This is a genomic window from Pantanalinema rosaneae CENA516, assembly GCF_050753385.1.
Classification (GTDB): domain Bacteria; phylum Cyanobacteriota; class Cyanobacteriia; order Leptolyngbyales; family Leptolyngbyaceae; genus Pantanalinema; species Pantanalinema rosaneae.
Map to the genome: position 1 here is coordinate 90,680 of NZ_JBLZFZ010000010.1, position 16,397 is coordinate 107,076.

Here is a 16,397-nt window from a genome sequence, read left to right on the forward strand (position 1 = left end):
TTATGCAAATTCGTCGTCGTCGTCCTAATCCTGTCGTTTCTGTGCAGGAACTGCGATACCAAGTGGCTGTCCCTGATGCGGATCCCCGTCACATCCTTGAAAAAATCGTCTGGCATAAGGAAGACGAAGTGGAGCAAATGCGGGAGCGCCAACCGCTGCTAGAACTGCAAAAACAGGTGCGGGATCTCCCCCCACCCCGCGACTTTTTAGCCGCCTTGCAAGCAGGCAGAACGCAACCGGCGGTGATTGCCGAAGTGAAAAAAGCCTCCCCCAGTAAAGGGGTGATTCGGGAGGACTTTGATCCAGTGGCGATCGCCCAGGCTTACGATCGGGGAGGAGCCTCCTGCCTATCGGTACTCACAGACACAGAATTTTTCCAGGGCAGCTTTGAAAATCTGGCTCGGATTCGTGCCGTCACCCACCTGCCCTTACTCTGCAAAGATTTTATCCTCTACCCCTACCAGATGTATTTGGCACGGGCGCATGGAGCCGATGCCGTCCTGCTCATTGCGGCAATTCTGTCGGATAAAGACTTACAGTACTTCCTGAAAATTGCTATGGGTCTGGGTATGACTCCGTTGATTGAAGTACATACATTAGCAGAATTCGATCGCGTACTGGCATTAGAGGGCGTACAACTGGTCGGCATTAATAATCGGAATTTAGAAGACTTCTCGGTTGATCTGCAAACGACGTGTCGCTTAATAGCTGAGCGGCAAGACCAGATTCAAACGCGAGGAATTACTGTCGTCAGCGAATCCGGGCTGTTTACAGCAGGCGATTTAGAGCAGGTCACTAGTGCCGGGGTTCAGGCGGTATTAATTGGCGAATCATTGGTGAAACAACCGGATCCAGGACTGGCATTAGCCCAACTCTTCGATCCCCTGGTCACAACTCCCATCGGAACCGGGAATTTTCCATAGAAACGGTTTGATACAGGCTAAACCCTAGGCTTTGTACCTGAGTGGGGGGCTGAATTGATATCAGTCCCCTGACCGCAAAGCTAGTTGACTGATCGCCCCAGCTAACGCTCTACTCTCACACCATACTAAGTTCGATTACAGGTAGGTTAGTTTTTATGGAACCCATTCCTCTGCCCTCTCATATTCATTACGAACTACTGCTCCAACTCCTGGAACGCCAAACCATGTCGTCCGTAGTTCGTAAGTCAGCAATTCAGGAACAAGTTCAGCAATTAATCATTACCCTGCGGAAAGCGTTGGCGCAACAAAAACAACTGGAAGAAGCATGTGAGCGGCATCATTTGGCGATCGACTATCGTTGGTCACTGAATAAGGCAGATGCCCCAAATCAAGCTGAGCATCAGAATGCGGCATCTTAAAGATTTCTTGAGTTTGTGCCCAGAATGCTGTTCTCCACGTATAGTCGGAACTTGCAATTTCGTGCAGTTTCTCGTACTGTGGTTATCCAAAATTCCAAGTTTCGCTTGGAGCGTTGACTGCCTCAGATAACGTACTTACGGGTACGATCAGTGAAATCGCGATCGTGCCGATTGCCGTAGGTAGCTGATCACCCTTGGGAGGTTCCTGGTGTCTGAACCGGATGTCGTGGCAAATTCCTGTTCTGTCGGGGAAGCGGTCAGTTTTGACCAACTCAGCTTGTTTGACAAAGCGACGCACTTTACTGGCCTCTCAAAACTCAAGCAGCGGTTGAATGTGCAATCTCTTACCAGTGGACGCGAAGTCAACCAGGCGATGCCAGCCATCATCCATCGCTTAGAGCAGGAATCCGCCGCCGAACTGCAACAGCACCAGCAGGCGTGGGATCAGCAGCAGCAACAGTTGTTAGCAGAACTTACCCAGGCCCAATCCTTAGCCCATGAACAGGTCGAACGAATTCGCCATTTGGAGCAAGCCCTGGATCAGTCCCTGGAGTCGCTGCATGAACTGCGCCTGCAAATGGTCGATCAACGGCTGCTGGAAAACCAATTAGCTTCTACCGAAGAAATCGCCAACATTCAACAACAGGCGATCGCGCACTTAAAGCGCCAACTGGCTCAACAACAACAGATTCTAGAAAGCCAGCAAAATCAAACGCAACAACGGGATCAATCGCTGCATGATCTGCTCACCAGTGTTGAAGCTCAGGCGCAGGCACAACAAAATAAGCTAGAGGATTTACGCAGTCGCATTGCCAGCGATCGGGCGGAGGTTCAGGCACATCAGACCCATCTCGAACATCAACTGACCGAATTACAAACCACGTTTGATGCCCAACAAGCCCGATTGATGCAACTAGAGGCGGAAGTGATTGCCGCCCGGACTCAATCGAGTAGCCTGGAAATTCAGTTAAACCAGTCCGAGGAACAGGTTCGCAATCTCACCCAGCAATTACTCGCCCGCAATACGGCGGTGCATCAACTGGAAACCGAGCTACACCGCGCCCATGCCGCCCTCCAAGAGCAACAGGCGTTAATTGATCATCTACATCAAGCCCAAACCACGAAACGAACCAACCGGGAACCCTCCACCGATCGCGAATTAGCCGCAGCGCACCTGCAAGTTGAAGAGCTAGAAATTCAGATCTCCCGCCAAACCACCGCTCAGGCGATGTTGCAACATGCTTGTCAGGAATTGGAACTAGAGCGCGATCGACACCAGGTTCGGGTCGCTGAATTGGAGCAGCAAACGGCTGACATGCAAGAGCAAATTCTCAAGCAAGTCCAGCAGGCTAGCGAATATGAAGCCGCCATTCAACATTGGAAAGATCGGTATTTTAACCATCAAGCGCAAGTACAAAAATTCAAAGAGCTCGTTGAACAAGCCCTGCCAACGGCTTCTGGCGAACTATCAGAGCTACTCACCGCCCTCCAAGCAATCACCCCAGAACCGCCTGAATCAGATTTCCGACATCTCCCTTCAACGTCTCCCCAGTTGAATCGCGGCATTAAAATCGACTTACCTGATTTTCTCGTTCGCCGGAATCGCCATCGAGTCGGTTCATAGACTGACAAAGTCGAAGCTGGCTACAAACAGTTTTTTATATTTCTTTACAAATAACGGTTTTACCTGGCTTGCAACCATCATCGTAGAAATTTTTCTTCATTTAAAGACATACTCTGTGACAGCGGCTTTTTCTCAGGGTACTCTATGGCTGGAAGATCTAGTCTCTAGATCCGATGCACTTCCCTCCTAACTGAATCCAGATGATTGGCGGTTCGCTTAAGGTTTCCCGTTAGGTCGCCAATCGTCCTAAGGCGGACGCATCTGCATCATCCAAGTAAAAACCCGGAACTGTTCAAATTTTGGTAATGCTAGTCACATTAAATTTTTACAAAATCTCAGAAGTTTGTAAAACTTCGACAAACTTGCCGGAATACCTTGGCACAGACTCAGTAGAAGCCCATACATTCGGTGGATGCTTGACTGTTAAAGAAAAACATCAAACCATATTTTGGGGATGACTCAAACCATGCAAACTGCACCCCTGACGATCAGCGACATCATTGAACGCATGCAGCAGGTTGTTCCACCCGGTTCACCTCCTCCCGAGGATCCTGACGTTTTAGCACAGTTACGGCAATTAACCCAAGATTTAATCCGCGCCTATCAAGTTACCGGGCGGTTACAGGGTGATCCATTCTATGAAGCATGGACACGTCCGCTACACCTTTACGAAGCCGAGGTGCGGCGCGAGTTGCAGGATAAAGTGGTATTGGTGACGGGTGGTGAGGGCTGCGTTGGGACTTATTTAATTCATAAACTATTGGAGCTAGGTCCGAAGCGAATTGTTTCTATTGATAAGGCTCGCTGTTCAGGCGATAAGGCACTCCAGCCGATCGCGGGGCAAGCTGCAAATGTTGCGCTCTATGCCGCTGACATCCGGGATTATTCTACTAGCAAGCAGATTTTTGAGATAGAGAAACCAGAAATTGTTTTCCATGTTGCCGCTCAACGCCATCCCGGTTTAGCCGAAAAACAAATTCGGGAAACGATCACCAGCAACATTTTTGGCACAGTGAATATCATCCGCCTGTGTGAGGAGTTTGGCGTACACCAATGTATTTTCTCCTCGACTGGGAAAGCCTCGCGTTACTTCACAGCCGAAGTTTATGCTGCCTCTAAAAAAGTAGCAGAGTGGCTGTTTGCCCAGGCAACTCAAGTGGGGCAAGTGCGCTACGGCATGGTGCGGTTCACCCACATGCTGGAAAACAGTGCCATGTGCGAGCAAATTAGTGGCAGGGTCGAACAGGGATTACCAGTGAATATCCATGCGCCCGATCGCTATGTCGCCGGACAAAACGTGGGCGAAGCGGTGCATCTGCTACTTAACGGCTTGGTGCTGTCTGAGCCCGATCGCCTGAAGTTCTTGCTGGTGCGTAACTTGGGGTGGCCGACGGAAAGCCTGGAAGTGGCACTCTACAAGATTATTGAGTCTGGAAAAGAGTTGCCCATTTACTTCCAGGGAGTGCAACCCGGTTATGAAGAATCCTTTTTCCTGGGACAGGTTGATTGGGATGATCAAATTGACATTAATACCCTGATCAATGCCCTGGAAACAGCATATAACTCATCGATCAGTTCTTCCGGTGACATGATTGTTGCCGATTTGGTGCCATTCTCTACGGCCACCCTGGATCAGCAGTTACAAACGTTGCAAGCCCTGTGTGATGACCTGACTGTGCCGGAACCCAACCTCAAGCAAGGGTTAGCAGAGGTAATTCGGCACGTTGCCAAAACGAACTTCCTGGAAGCTTCTCCGAAAAAAGCTCTGCAAATTCTGCGCTGGGGCGTGAATCCCAAACGTTTTCAACAAGGAGATCTGAAGCTAGAAGCTTATCAGGATATCGTTGAGATTTTGGTGCAAAGTCTGTGCGATCGCTTGAACCAAGATGTCCTGAAGGACTGCAATGTTGCGGTGCAAGAGTGCGAGGAACTACTCGATGTCCTGGCAACCTTACCGTCAATTCAGGCTGAAGTCGCTCAAATGCGCTCTCGGTTATCCGAGGATGCCAGCGATCGCGTTGCGGCTACGTTGTAATCCCCTTGTTCGAGGCTTAAAGGGAAGAACTCTAGCGTATATCCAGTCGATCGTTCTTCCCCCTTCACTTAACTAACGCTTGAGGCGCACATGAACAACTCTATTCCTGTAGTTATTCTTTGTGGTGGAAAAGGCACCCGGCTACGAGAAGAAACCGAATTTCGTCCGAAGCCAATCATTCAAGTGGGCGATCGTCCGATTATCTGGCACATCATGAAAACGTACTCCTATTACGGGTACAAGAATTTCATGCTATGTCTGGGCTATAAGGGCGAAGTGATTCGGGAGTATTTTTACAACTACGACTGGAACCATAACGATATTGTGCTTGATTTAGGTAACAAGGAAGTCAGGAAAATCGGCAATGGCAACGACGAAGCCGACTGGAAAATTTGGATGATTGATACCGGACAGGAAACCATGACCGGCGGGCGGCTCAAACGGATGGCTCCCTACCTGCGACAAATGGATAGTGATTTGTTCATGGCAACCTATGGGGATGGCGTATGCAACGTCAATATCGAAGAACTGGTTAAGTTCCATCACAGCCACGGGAAGCTGGCGACTGTGACGGCCGTTCGTCCGCCCTCACGATTCGGTGAATTAGTGATCGAGGATGCTGCCGTCAATGTGTTTAAGGAAAAGCCCCAAACCAGTGAAGGGTGGATTAACGGGGGGTATTTTGTCCTTCATCGTAAAGTGCTAGACCTGATTGAAGGAGATGAGACCGTGTTTGAAGCCGCCCCTCTAAAAACCCTGGCAGCGTTAGGCGAACTGGTCGTTTATCAGCACAATGGCTTTTGGCAATGTATGGATACTTACCGGGAGCTAGAACACTTGAATAAACTATGTGCCAATGGTAAAGCGGCATGGCAGATTTGGAACCGCCTCGACAGCTAATCTCTCACCTAACGTAATAATTTCTTAACCGCAAGCTATCAGTATACGTTAGTACACCGTGTTCCCAGGGCATTCTAAACTCGACCCCTTGTAAGGAAATAAGTTCTGACTAAGAGATATCAATTTCCTTAGGACAGAGAGCAATTCTAAGCAGCGGTCGTAGAGTAATGACAAGTGTCACACGATGGAATGTCTTGGGAGTAACCAATGAACTCAGATTCAAGCTCAACTGAATTTCACAGGCAACTGGCTGGTGAGCTTACACTGGCAGCCACTCCCCCAACGACTGATCAAGATGCCCCCATCGACTTTCCCTTAGCTTCTAACAGTGGCGATAGTGACAGCGAAGATGTCGCCTTTACTAAAGCACCCACTTTACTAATTGACCTGCCCCCAGAAAAATCAGAGGGTGCCAGTTATGTTGCCACAGCCGAGGCATCCACCCTGAGATACGTTCAGGGCATGGTGCAAGGACAACGGGTTTACCTGGTAACAAATTTATTAGGGGAATCCCAAACTCTGGTTCAGCCCCAGATGGTTTGGACATTGGGACGGAATCGGGATGCCGCCTTACCATTACGCGATCGTGCCATGTCCCGTCGCCATGCGGTGATTCTATACGTGCCAAATGTCGGCTTTCATCTGATTGATCTGAATAGCATGAACGGCTCGTTTATTAACGGTACACGGATTCAACAACGCCAGCTCCTAAAAGATGGTGACTTAGTGCGAGTCGGTAGCATTGATTTCACGTTTTTTACCAGCCGTGGTGTGCGATCGATCGAACCCATTCATCCCGAAGTTCTGGCTCGGTTTACAGCCTCAGAATCCCGCATGGAAGGGTTCATTGATTACTCAGCTTTAGAAGAGCCGGAAATCCTGTTTAAAACCACAAAGCGGTAGTCAATTCTACTCAATAAGTTGAATTATCACCTGCTGGTTCAGCCGGACAAGCCCCGGTGCGAGGTGATTTACCCATTCATACAAATTTTGCAACAGCACTGGTCAAGCTCATTAATTAGCTACTCAGAGAAATTAATTGGTTATGACATTCAGTAGTAATTTAGGCTGATCGATTAGCCAGGAAATTGTCATAGGCAAACAGGGTGATTAAGTGAGGTTAAACTCAGATCCAGGCAAAGGGACAACCTTTCTGCTTACTTTGCCGATCCAGCATTCAACGGAATAAAAGGTGGTAGCTTCAAAACTATTAGACGTTGAAACAGCAGGGAGGCGATCGATGAGTTAGAACTATTTTCAAACTATCGCTGAATTTCAGGCTATGGTTAGCACCTTTCTAACCCTCTTTCATCGCGATCGTATTCATTAGCGGTCAGATCTGTTGACGAAGATACAGAGTAGGATAGTCATTTAAATCGCATCTTAGGCACACTGATATGGTTGAAAATCGGTTCCGGCTTAATCCCGATCCTATAGTCGAGGATGATTCTGATGATGATGATTCCTATGTCGATTACTTCTATGACGAACCAGGTAGCGCTCCTGGAACCCTAGAAATTGACCCTGATGCCGCACCTCCCGTTATTGTCTTGATTGACTACAACGAAAATAAAGCCGTTCGACTGGAACTCACTGCACCGGAAGAATGTGCCCCGCACCTGGATACAGCATCTGTGTCCTGGGTTGATGTCAAAGGGTTGGGAAGTGAAGATATTATGCAACGGATTGGCAAGATCTTTTCACTGCATCCTCTGGTTTTAGAAGATGTTGTCAATGTGCCACAGCGTCCTAAAGTTGAAGAATATGAGAACCAACTTTTGGTCATCACTCGCATGGTAACACTGAAGAAAAATGATGAAGGTTTTCTCAGTGAGCAGGTGAGTTTCATCTTAGGTCAACACTATTTATTAACGATTCAAGAGGAACCAGAATATGATTCTTTTGGCTTAATTCGGGAACGAATTCGCATGAACAAAGGACTCATTCGGAAAAATGGTTCGGACTACCTTGCCTATGCCTTAATTGACTCCATTATTGATGGGTTTTTTCCAGTTTTAGAATCCTATGGGGAACGGCTAGAAGAATTAGAAGACGAGGTTGTTGCCAATCCCTCGCGACAAACCCTAGAAAAAATTCATGAGCTTAAACGGGAATTACTCACCTTACGCCGAGCTATTTGGCCACAACGAGACGCGATTAACTCACTGATTCGAGATGGTAGTAATTTGATTAGCCATGAAGTCAGAATTTATTTTAGAGACTGCTATGACCATACAATTCAAGTATTAGATATGGTAGAAACTTACCGGGAGCTAGCATCTAGCTTGATGGATGTTTATTTATCTTCTGTTAGCAACAAGATGAATGAAGTGATGAAGTTTCTTACCGTGATGTCATCGATCTTCATTCCTCTCACTTTTATTGCTGGAGTCTACGGCATGAACTTTAATCCGGAAAAATCTCCTTTCAATATGCCAGAGCTAGATTGGTACTGGGGATATCCAATTTGCCTGGGAGCCATGTTCATTACTGGACTATTGCTCGTCTTCTTTTTCTGGCGTAGAGGCTGGTTTGAAAACTTTTCCACAATTACCACAATTCAAGAAGGCTATAGTGATAAACCTGCCAGAAAATTTATTCAGGCGATTCGTCGTCGGTAACGACTATGCAACTGATTATTTTTACAGGATATTTATTGTGCATTGCTTTCTTCCTGTTTTGGATCATCAGAGCGTTTAATGATGAATATACAATTCGATTAGATGAAGCGTTACTTAAACAACAACTAGAAAATTTATCGCTACAAAACATCTTAGGAGTTAGCTTTAAATTTGAGAAGCGGTATGAGTTCGATAAGCTTAAACAATTAGCCATTAGCATTAGTAATAAGTCTAAATCCCATTCAATTTACGTAGATTGGGATTACTGTGCCCTAACCGATTTTGAAGGACGATCGCGGCGGGTAACTCGATTAGTTCCAGGTAGCACATTAGACCTGTTTCAAGAGCAAGCTTTTAGCTCGATCGCGCCTAACACCACTTTGAAAGAAACGATTACGGCTGAAGATGTTTTGAAGCGCCGAGATCCAGATCCTAAAATTCCGGTCGCGTTGGAACTGGAAGTCGTCAAAGTGTTAGTGGACATTAAAGGGCTGAATCATCCTAAAGGCCCAGATGCGAACAAAAAAAAATACGCTCGCTTTATGCAACAAAAACAGGAGTTAGAATTTTTCCTTGAGTTAGCCTTGCGGTTGGTTGGGCCGGTCAGAACTTTAGGGGGCGATCGTGTCCATATTCTCTGTCGCTTCGTTCTGACTAAACTACCCTGGACTGCCGGACTACCCTGGAATCCCAAATAGCCTGCTTGAACGATTAAACTAATACCAGAGAGAGGAGGCGAGACGGTTGCGAACGATCACTTCGTTCGAGGAAAGTCCGGGCTTCCGAAAGACCAAACTTGCTGGATAACGTCCAGTGCGTGTGAACGTGAGGATAGTGCCACAGAAACATACCGCCGATGGAGTGATTCACTCACAGGTAAGGGTGCAAGGGTGTGGTAAGAGCGCACCAGCAGTATCGAGAGGTACTGGCTCGGTAAACCCCGGTTGGAAGCAAGGCAGTAGGAGCAACGGTTGGTCTTTTACCAGCTTCGGCAGGGGTACGCCCCTGTGAGTCCGCTTGAGGTGCTTGGTAACAAGTATCCCAGATAGATAACCGTCCCCTGGCTGCCCGTCAGTCAGATGACAGAACCCGGCTTATGACCTGCTCTCTCTTTAAAAAATTACAGCGTTCCACCCGAAATAGGCGGCTTGCTCCCCTCCAGCCAGTGTCAAGCAACACTGATTTCTGCAATAGAAACGTGTCTGATCCCACCAGTTGATGTTTAATACTAATCTGGACTGAATATGGAATGAGTGATCCTAAACCATCGATCGCAGAGGCAATGCTGACAGTTCAAGGTTCATCCTGATGTGGCTTCCGCTCAAGACATCGATGATTTTAGGATTGCTACTAATAGAGTTAAGGTTAAGCTTCTTGGGTTGGTGGGTGAGCTATGGCGTTAATTGTCCAAAAATACGGGGGAACATCGGTTGGTAGCGTCGATCGCATTCAGGCGGTCGCTCAACGGGTGCGGCGAACGGTCGAAGCAGGTAATACGGTCGTTGTCGTTGTGTCCGCAATGGGTAAGACAACGGATGGTTTAGTTAAACTAGCAAATGAAATCTCAACCAATCCCAGTCGGCGGGAAATGGACATGCTACTGTCCACTGGAGAACAGGTGTCTATTGCCCTCCTCAGCATGGCACTTCAGGAACTGGGACAACCTGCTATTTCCCTAACTGGAGCCCAGGTGGGCATTGTGACGGAGGCAGAACACACCCGCGCCCGGATTTTACGGATTGAAACCGATCGCCTGACACGCCACTTAAATCAAGGAGCGGTCGTTGTTGTCGCCGGATTTCAGGGCATCAGCAGCACCAATGATTTAGAGATCACTACCCTGGGACGAGGGGGGTCAGATACCTCTGCCGTTGCCCTTGCCGCAGCCTTAAAAGCCGACTTTTGTGAAATTTACACCGACGTGCCCGGAATTCTCACCACCGATCCCCGGCTGGTGCCCGATGCTCAACTGATGACCGAGATCACCTCAGATGAAATGCTGGAACTGGCCAGTCTGGGCGCTAAAGTTTTACATCCCCGGGCGGTTGAGATTGCCCGGAACTTTGGCGTTCCCTTAGTCGTGCGATCGAGTTGGAGCGATGAACCAGGAACCTGGGTGATCTCCTCCATACCACAGTCCCGTTCATTAGAAGGACTAGAACTCACCCGGGCAGTCGATGGGGTGGAGTTTGATACGGATCAAGCAAAGGTTTCCCTCCTGCGAGTCCCCGATCGTCCCGGGGTCGCCGCCCGCTTGTTCGGAGAAATCGCCTCCCAGGATCTGGACGTTGACCTGATTATTCAGTCCATTCACGAAGGCAATAGTAACGATATTGCCTTTACGGTTACCAAAGACTCCCTCAACCGCGCCGAAGCCGTCGCTAATGCCATTATTCCCGCTCTGTGTGGCGGTCTGCCAGTCTCCCCGGATGGGGCAGAGGTGATGGTGGAGCAACAGATTGCGAAGGTAGCGATCGCAGGAGCGGGGATGATTGGTCGTCCTGGGGTCGCCGCCCAGATGTTTGCCACCCTGGCAGAGGCAGGCATCAATATTCAAATGATCTCTACCTCAGAGGTCAAAGTCAGTTGTGTGATTGCCCAGAATGATTGTGATCGCGCGATCGCGGCCCTCTGTCGGGTGTTTAATGTGGAACAATCCGCCCTACATCAGCCCCTGGCAGACCCGAACCCCCACGAAACCACTGATCTACCTCATATTCCTACCCCGCCACCACCGGTGCGAGGAGTGGCACTTGATCTGAAACAAGCTCGTCTCGCCATTCGCCATATCCCCGATCGACCCGGTATGGCGGCTAAAGTGTTTCAACTCCTGGCAAGCCACAATATTAGTGTGGACATGATTATTCAGTCCCAACGCTGCCGAGTAATGCAGGGTGTAACCACTCGGGACATTGCCTTCACCGTCGCCCAGATGGATGCCGAAGCGGCTCGTTCAGCTCTAGAAAGCGTTGCCTCGGAACTGGGATTTAGCGAAATTGTGGTTGATCCAGCGATCGCCAAGGTCAGCATCGTTGGCTCGGGGATGGTGAATCAACCGGGGGTCGCGGCTCGGATGTTTGAGGCGTTAGCGAAGCAACAAATTAACATTCAGATGATCGCCACGTCAGAAATTAAAATCAGTTGTCTGGTTGCCGAAGCGGATGGAGTCCGAGCCTTACAGATCATCCATACCGCGTTTGGGCTATCGGGGAGTCAGAAGATTCAAGTTCCTGCCTGAACCTTAATTGATCACTGATCTATCCATGCTGCCTCTTCTAGAACAGATTGAAGCGTACTTGCAGCAAGAGGTGTCGCCTCATGCGATCACCCTGGATCATGATCCTCAGATCCTCGGAACCGCTTTAAAGGGATTGGGCGATCGGGGATGGTTAGCCCTCCGAGTTCCCGAACGGTGGCAGGGATTAGCGGTTTCCGAGGAGATGTTTCGCAGCGTACAGGAATTGATGGCACGTTACTCTGGAGCCCTAGCCTTTCTGCAAGCCCAGCATCAAAGTGCCGCCAGTCTGCTGTGTCACAGTGATAACGCCTGCCTCCAGCAGACCTATTTACCCCAAATGGGCAATGGGCAAGTGCTGGTGGGTGTAGGATTCTCTCATTTACGTCGCCGCCATCCCCCCCTTAAAGCTACACCTGTGCAGGGAGGCTATCAGCTAGAGGGAACTGTCCCCTGGGTCACAGGCTGCGGTTACTTTCAAGCCTTGATTGTGGCGGCACTCTTGCCCGATCAGCAGGTCGTTTATGGGATGGTGCCATTCACGCCAACTATTCAGACAGAGGGCGGCAGGATTGACTTCTCACCACCCATGCCATTAGCGGCTCTCACTGCGACTAATACCGTCACGGCTCAGTTCAATCACTGGTTTCTACCGCCGGAACAGGTCGTCCTGGTGAAACCGATCGCTGCGATTCAGCAAGCTGACACCCTGAATGTGCTGCACCACAGTTTTTTCGCGATCGGGTGTGCTAGAGCCGGACTGGATCTGATTCAAACCACAGTGACCCAGAACCCCCTTGACTTTATTCAAGCCGCCTATCACCAGTTGCATCAGGAATGGCAAGCCTGCCGATCGGCAATCTTCGCGGCTGACTCCCAACCCTATGAGGAAAAGCTAAAACTTAGGGCATGGGCGATCGACTTGGCCGTTCGCTGTGCCCACGCCGCTGTTACTGTCTCTAGCGGGGCAGCCAACCATATTCATCATGCTGCCCAACGGATTTATCGAGAGGCGCTCGTTTTCACCGTTACCGGTCAGACTAGGGAGGTTATGGCAGCCACCCTAGCCCGACTGACTCGACATCCTACTTGTTAGGAGATAAGGTGCGCCGCTTGGTAATCATCCGGTACGCCTCAATGATATCGCCCATTGCCCAATCATTGAAGTCATCAATCCCAATACCACACTCATACCCAGCGTTGACTTCCTTAGCATCCTCCCGCATCCGCTTCAAGGAATCCAGATTGCCTTCATAGATGACATTGTTGCCATCACGGCGAACCCGAATCTTGCAATTACGAATCACCTTGCCAGACTGGATGTAACACCCAGCCACAGCCCCTCGACCAACCGCAAAGACCGCCCGTACTTCTGCCTGACCCAAAGCTTCCTCAATCAACTCCGGTTCTAGCAGACCTTCCATTGCCGCCTGAATATCATCCAGTAGCTTGTAGATGATGTTGTAATCCCGCACATCCACACCGGCCTGGTCGGCTGCCTGCCGCGCTCCTGTCGCCAGGGTAGTGTTGAAGCCAATAATCACCGCATCGCTGGCCGCCGCTAGATCAACATCCGTTTCGGTGATTTCACCAGGAGCCGCATACAGGACTCTGACCTGAACTTCATTCTGAGGCAGTTGCCGCAATGAACCAAGAATCGCTTCTACCGATCCCTGAACATCGGCTTTCAGCACCAGGTTCAGTTCCTTCAACTCACCTTCCTGAGCCCGCGCCGACAGGGTATTCAGACTAACCCGACGAGACGACATAGCCTGTAACAACCGAGACTGACGCTGCTCATCGGTTCGCGAGGAAGATACGGCACGCGCATCCTTCTCATCCGAGAAGACATCAAACTCATCACCTGCCGCTGGCACATCCCCTAAACCGAGTACCTCAACCGCAAAGGAAGGATTCGCTTCCTTCACGCGATTGCCCCGATCGTCTACCATGGCTCGGACTTTGCCAAAGACGGAACCAGCCACCAGCACATCTCCGACTCGGAGAGTCCCGTTTTGCACCAATAGAGTTGCCACGGGTCCCTTGGCTTTGTCCAGGTGAGCTTCAATCACTGTGCCCTTCGCCGGACGATCGGGATTGGCATACAGTTCTTCAACTTCCGCCACCAGCAGAATCATTTCCAACAGAGTATCTAGATTTTCACCCGTTAGAGCACTGACAGGAACCATAATGGCATCGCCGCCCCACTCTTCCGGAACCAGACCATACTCGGTGAGTTCCTGCTTCACCCGATCGGGTTGGGAGTCTTCCTTATCCACCTTGTTGATCGCTACGATGATCGGGACTTCAGCCGCTTTCGCATGGCTGATCGCTTCAATCGTCTGAGGTCGAACCCCATCATCAGCCGCCACCACCAGAATGGCAATATCTGTGACCCGCGCCCCCCGTGCCCGCATAGCGGTAAAGGCTTCGTGACCCGGCGTATCCAGGAAAACAACCTGTTGTTCTACACCGTTATGCTCCATATCGACATGGTAAGCCCCAATATGCTGGGTAATCCCACCGGCTTCCCCCTGAGCGACCTTCGTCTTACGAATCGAATCCAGAAGTGTGGTCTTACCGTGGTCAACGTGTCCCATAATCGTCACCACCGGCGGACGACGCTGGAGGCTTTCCAGGTCATTTGCATCCAACATCTCTGTGATCTTACGAGCTTCAGAAGCCTTCTCCTCAGTTTCCACCACGACCCCTAGCTCTTCAGCCACCATCGTAGCCGTTGCCAGATCAAGGGTTTGAGTAATTGTGGCGGCAATTCCTTTAAAGAAGAGGGTTCTAATGATATCCGTCTCCGGTACCACCATGATGTTAGACAACTCTTGCACTGTCAGATTACCGGTCAGTGTAATCTTTTCTGGCTTTTCAACTTTGACTTCCTGATCGCGACGATCGCGACGATCGCGGAAACTGGTCGCTTTCTTCTTCGCCGTAATTGGGGCAGCCGCCGGTGCTTTAACTGGAGCCTGACGTACCATCGACTTGGGTTTAGCCGGACGCACTAACGACAAGCTAACCTGCATCGGAGAATCGGCATCATCTTCGTCGCCCTCTTCCAGCAGGATATCCAAATCCTCATCTTCGTCGAGTTCAGTTTGAATTCGCCGTTTTGTCTTAGCTCCCGCCTTAGCGGCCACCTTACTGGGAAACTCCCGACCTTCTTCTTCTTCTTCCCAGTCTTTGGTTTTCTTAGACAGACGAGGTAATGTTGGTCGCGCCTGCAATTCAATCAGCGAGGCGGCTGGCTGAGTTCCATCCCCTTCAGTTTTACTCTTACCAATTTTCAGCACCGAGCCGTCAGATAAATCACGATTCCGGTCTGGTGCTTTGGCATCCACACCCCCAGCTGCCGCATCTGCCCGCACCGGGCGCGGACGACGTAACTCAACGATCGTCTGCTGCGGTCGAGAGGGCGGCGCAGGCTTGTGGTCAGATTGCTTGGCGGCTGGCTGCTGCCGACTAGGATGGGAGGGTTGTCGAGCCGGAGCAACAGGTCGCGGCGGCGACTGCGACGGTCGAGTTGAAGTCTCACCACTATCTTCCCCTCGACTTTGTGAGGGTTTAGCCTGTGCGACTGATGCTTCTTCCTGAAGCGATTGCTCTTGCCGGGGGCGCTTCAGAATTGGGCGATTCGACAAGTTCGATCGAGCCACAGTAGGAGCAGCTTCAGGTCGCTGAGGCGGCACCGCTAGTTCTGGTTGGGGCAAGGGATCAACCGCCATTGATGGTTCTTCTTCCAGTTCTGGCTCAGGCTGAACCTCTGGGGTAATTTCTTCAGCCCGAGGCAGCTCTTGCTCCAACACTTCCTCAGGTGCAGCAATAGCCTCTGGCACAGGTAGAGGTTCACTACTCACAGGCTGAGTAGGACGGTTCGGTGGCGCAGCGACCGACTGAGGAGATACGGGTTCTGCCTGGTTCACCGGAGGTGTAGTAGCTGGAGGAGTCGCAGGTTGAGGAGCCGCCGCATAACTAGCAGGTGGTGTAGGAGGCTCTGGACTGGCAACCGGAACCGGACGAATTGATGGCTTACGAATTTCCAGAATTTGTTGCTTCTTCTGCACAGGAGGCACTATTTTCGGTTTCGATTCGGCAGTTGGATGATTAGCCCCATGACGGGGGGCGGCTGGCTTCACAGAGGTAGGGTGAGTAGCAGCATATTTCTCAGCAGCGGATCGAATCCGCTCTGCTTCAGAATCGGTGATTGTACTACTGTGGCTTTTGACCGAAATATTTAGTTGCTCGCAGACTGCCAATATATCTTTGTTATCCAAATTTAATTCCCGTGATAGCTCGTAAATTCTGACCTTACCGCTGTTCATCCAGTCTTCCCTCTCCATCCCTATCCTGTTTTCACATAGTTACCTATCGCTTTCACTAAAACGACATCGCATCCTTTGAGCTTTAAATGTTCATCATTTGCCGTCATTGGCGATCGCAGGCTACTTAGGCAGATGTCTGCTTAACCCGCCCTGCAATCTGGTAGATCGCATCTACCTGTGAACGTCCCCTTTCAATTTTGCACAAATTTCTTGAGGCTGTGACTGGGCTAAAGTTAGAACATTGTTGAGTATCTGGCTCAACTTCACGTTTCTCTGATTCATTCACCTTGAGTAGAACCGGATATG

11 protein-coding genes and 1 other RNA gene are annotated in these 16,397 nt (G+C 50.0%); 11 read left to right on the forward strand and 1 reads right to left on the reverse strand.

The window, feature by feature from the left end:
- The first annotated feature begins 2 nt into the window (after window positions 1-2).
- The 11 genes from trpC to ACN4EK_RS08045 all read left to right on the forward strand — a co-directional run bounded on the left by trpC (window position 3) and on the right by ACN4EK_RS08045 (window position 12,853).
- The gene (trpC, locus tag ACN4EK_RS07995; protein ID WP_431657317.1) at window positions 3-923 is read left to right on the forward strand and encodes an indole-3-glycerol phosphate synthase TrpC; all 921 of its coding nucleotides are present in this window, start codon (window positions 3-5) and stop codon (window positions 921-923) included.
- 155 nt (window positions 924-1,078) lie between these two features.
- Window positions 1,079-1,342, forward strand: a complete 264-nt coding sequence (locus ACN4EK_RS08000; RefSeq protein WP_431657318.1) for a DUF5340 domain-containing protein — start codon at window positions 1,079-1,081, stop codon at window positions 1,340-1,342.
- 208 nt (window positions 1,343-1,550) lie between these two features.
- A complete protein-coding gene (locus tag ACN4EK_RS08005) occupies window positions 1,551-2,966 on the forward strand; it encodes a coiled-coil domain-containing protein (protein ID WP_431657319.1) in 1,416 nt (471 codons plus the stop codon).
- Window positions 2,967-3,432: 466 nt separating this feature from the next.
- On the forward strand, window positions 3,433-5,001 hold the full coding sequence (locus tag ACN4EK_RS08010; RefSeq protein ID WP_431657320.1) for an SDR family NAD(P)-dependent oxidoreductase: 1,569 nt from the start codon (window positions 3,433-3,435) through the stop codon (window positions 4,999-5,001).
- Between the two features lie 90 nt (window positions 5,002-5,091).
- The gene (gene rfbF / locus ACN4EK_RS08015; protein ID WP_431657321.1) at window positions 5,092-5,901 is read left to right on the forward strand and encodes a glucose-1-phosphate cytidylyltransferase; all 810 of its coding nucleotides are present in this window, start codon (window positions 5,092-5,094) and stop codon (window positions 5,899-5,901) included.
- Window positions 5,902-6,108: 207 nt separating this feature from the next.
- Window positions 6,109-6,804, forward strand: a complete 696-nt coding sequence (locus ACN4EK_RS08020; RefSeq protein ID WP_431657322.1) for an FHA domain-containing protein — start codon at window positions 6,109-6,111, stop codon at window positions 6,802-6,804.
- Between the two features lie 494 nt (window positions 6,805-7,298).
- Window positions 7,299-8,522 carry a magnesium/cobalt transporter CorA gene (corA, locus tag ACN4EK_RS08025; RefSeq protein WP_431657323.1) on the forward strand — a complete coding sequence of 408 codons (1,224 nt, stop codon included), beginning with the start codon at window positions 7,299-7,301 and terminating at the stop codon, window positions 8,520-8,522.
- A gap of 5 nt (window positions 8,523-8,527) precedes the next feature.
- Window positions 8,528-9,220 (forward strand): hypothetical protein, encoded by a 693-nt coding sequence (locus ACN4EK_RS08030; RefSeq protein WP_431657324.1) that lies wholly within the window; start codon window positions 8,528-8,530, stop codon window positions 9,218-9,220.
- 30 nt (window positions 9,221-9,250) lie between these two features.
- Window positions 9,251-9,634, forward strand: an RNA gene (gene rnpB / locus ACN4EK_RS08035) — RNase P RNA component class A.
- Window positions 9,635-9,915: 281 nt separating this feature from the next.
- The gene (locus ACN4EK_RS08040; RefSeq protein ID WP_431657325.1) at window positions 9,916-11,760 is read left to right on the forward strand and encodes an aspartate kinase; all 1,845 of its coding nucleotides are present in this window, start codon (window positions 9,916-9,918) and stop codon (window positions 11,758-11,760) included.
- Between the two features lie 25 nt (window positions 11,761-11,785).
- Window positions 11,786-12,853, forward strand: a complete 1,068-nt coding sequence (locus ACN4EK_RS08045) for an acyl-CoA dehydrogenase family protein (RefSeq protein ID WP_431657326.1) — start codon at window positions 11,786-11,788, stop codon at window positions 12,851-12,853.
- Here the strand turns inward: ACN4EK_RS08045 and infB are convergent.
- Window positions 12,843-16,091 carry a translation initiation factor IF-2 gene (gene infB, locus ACN4EK_RS08050; RefSeq protein WP_431657327.1) on the reverse strand — a complete coding sequence of 1,083 codons (3,249 nt, stop codon included), beginning with the start codon at window positions 16,089-16,091 and terminating at the stop codon, window positions 12,843-12,845. The two genes, ACN4EK_RS08045 and infB, sit on opposite strands and share 11 nt — an antisense overlap.
- Between the last annotated feature and the right edge of the window lie 306 nt (window positions 16,092-16,397).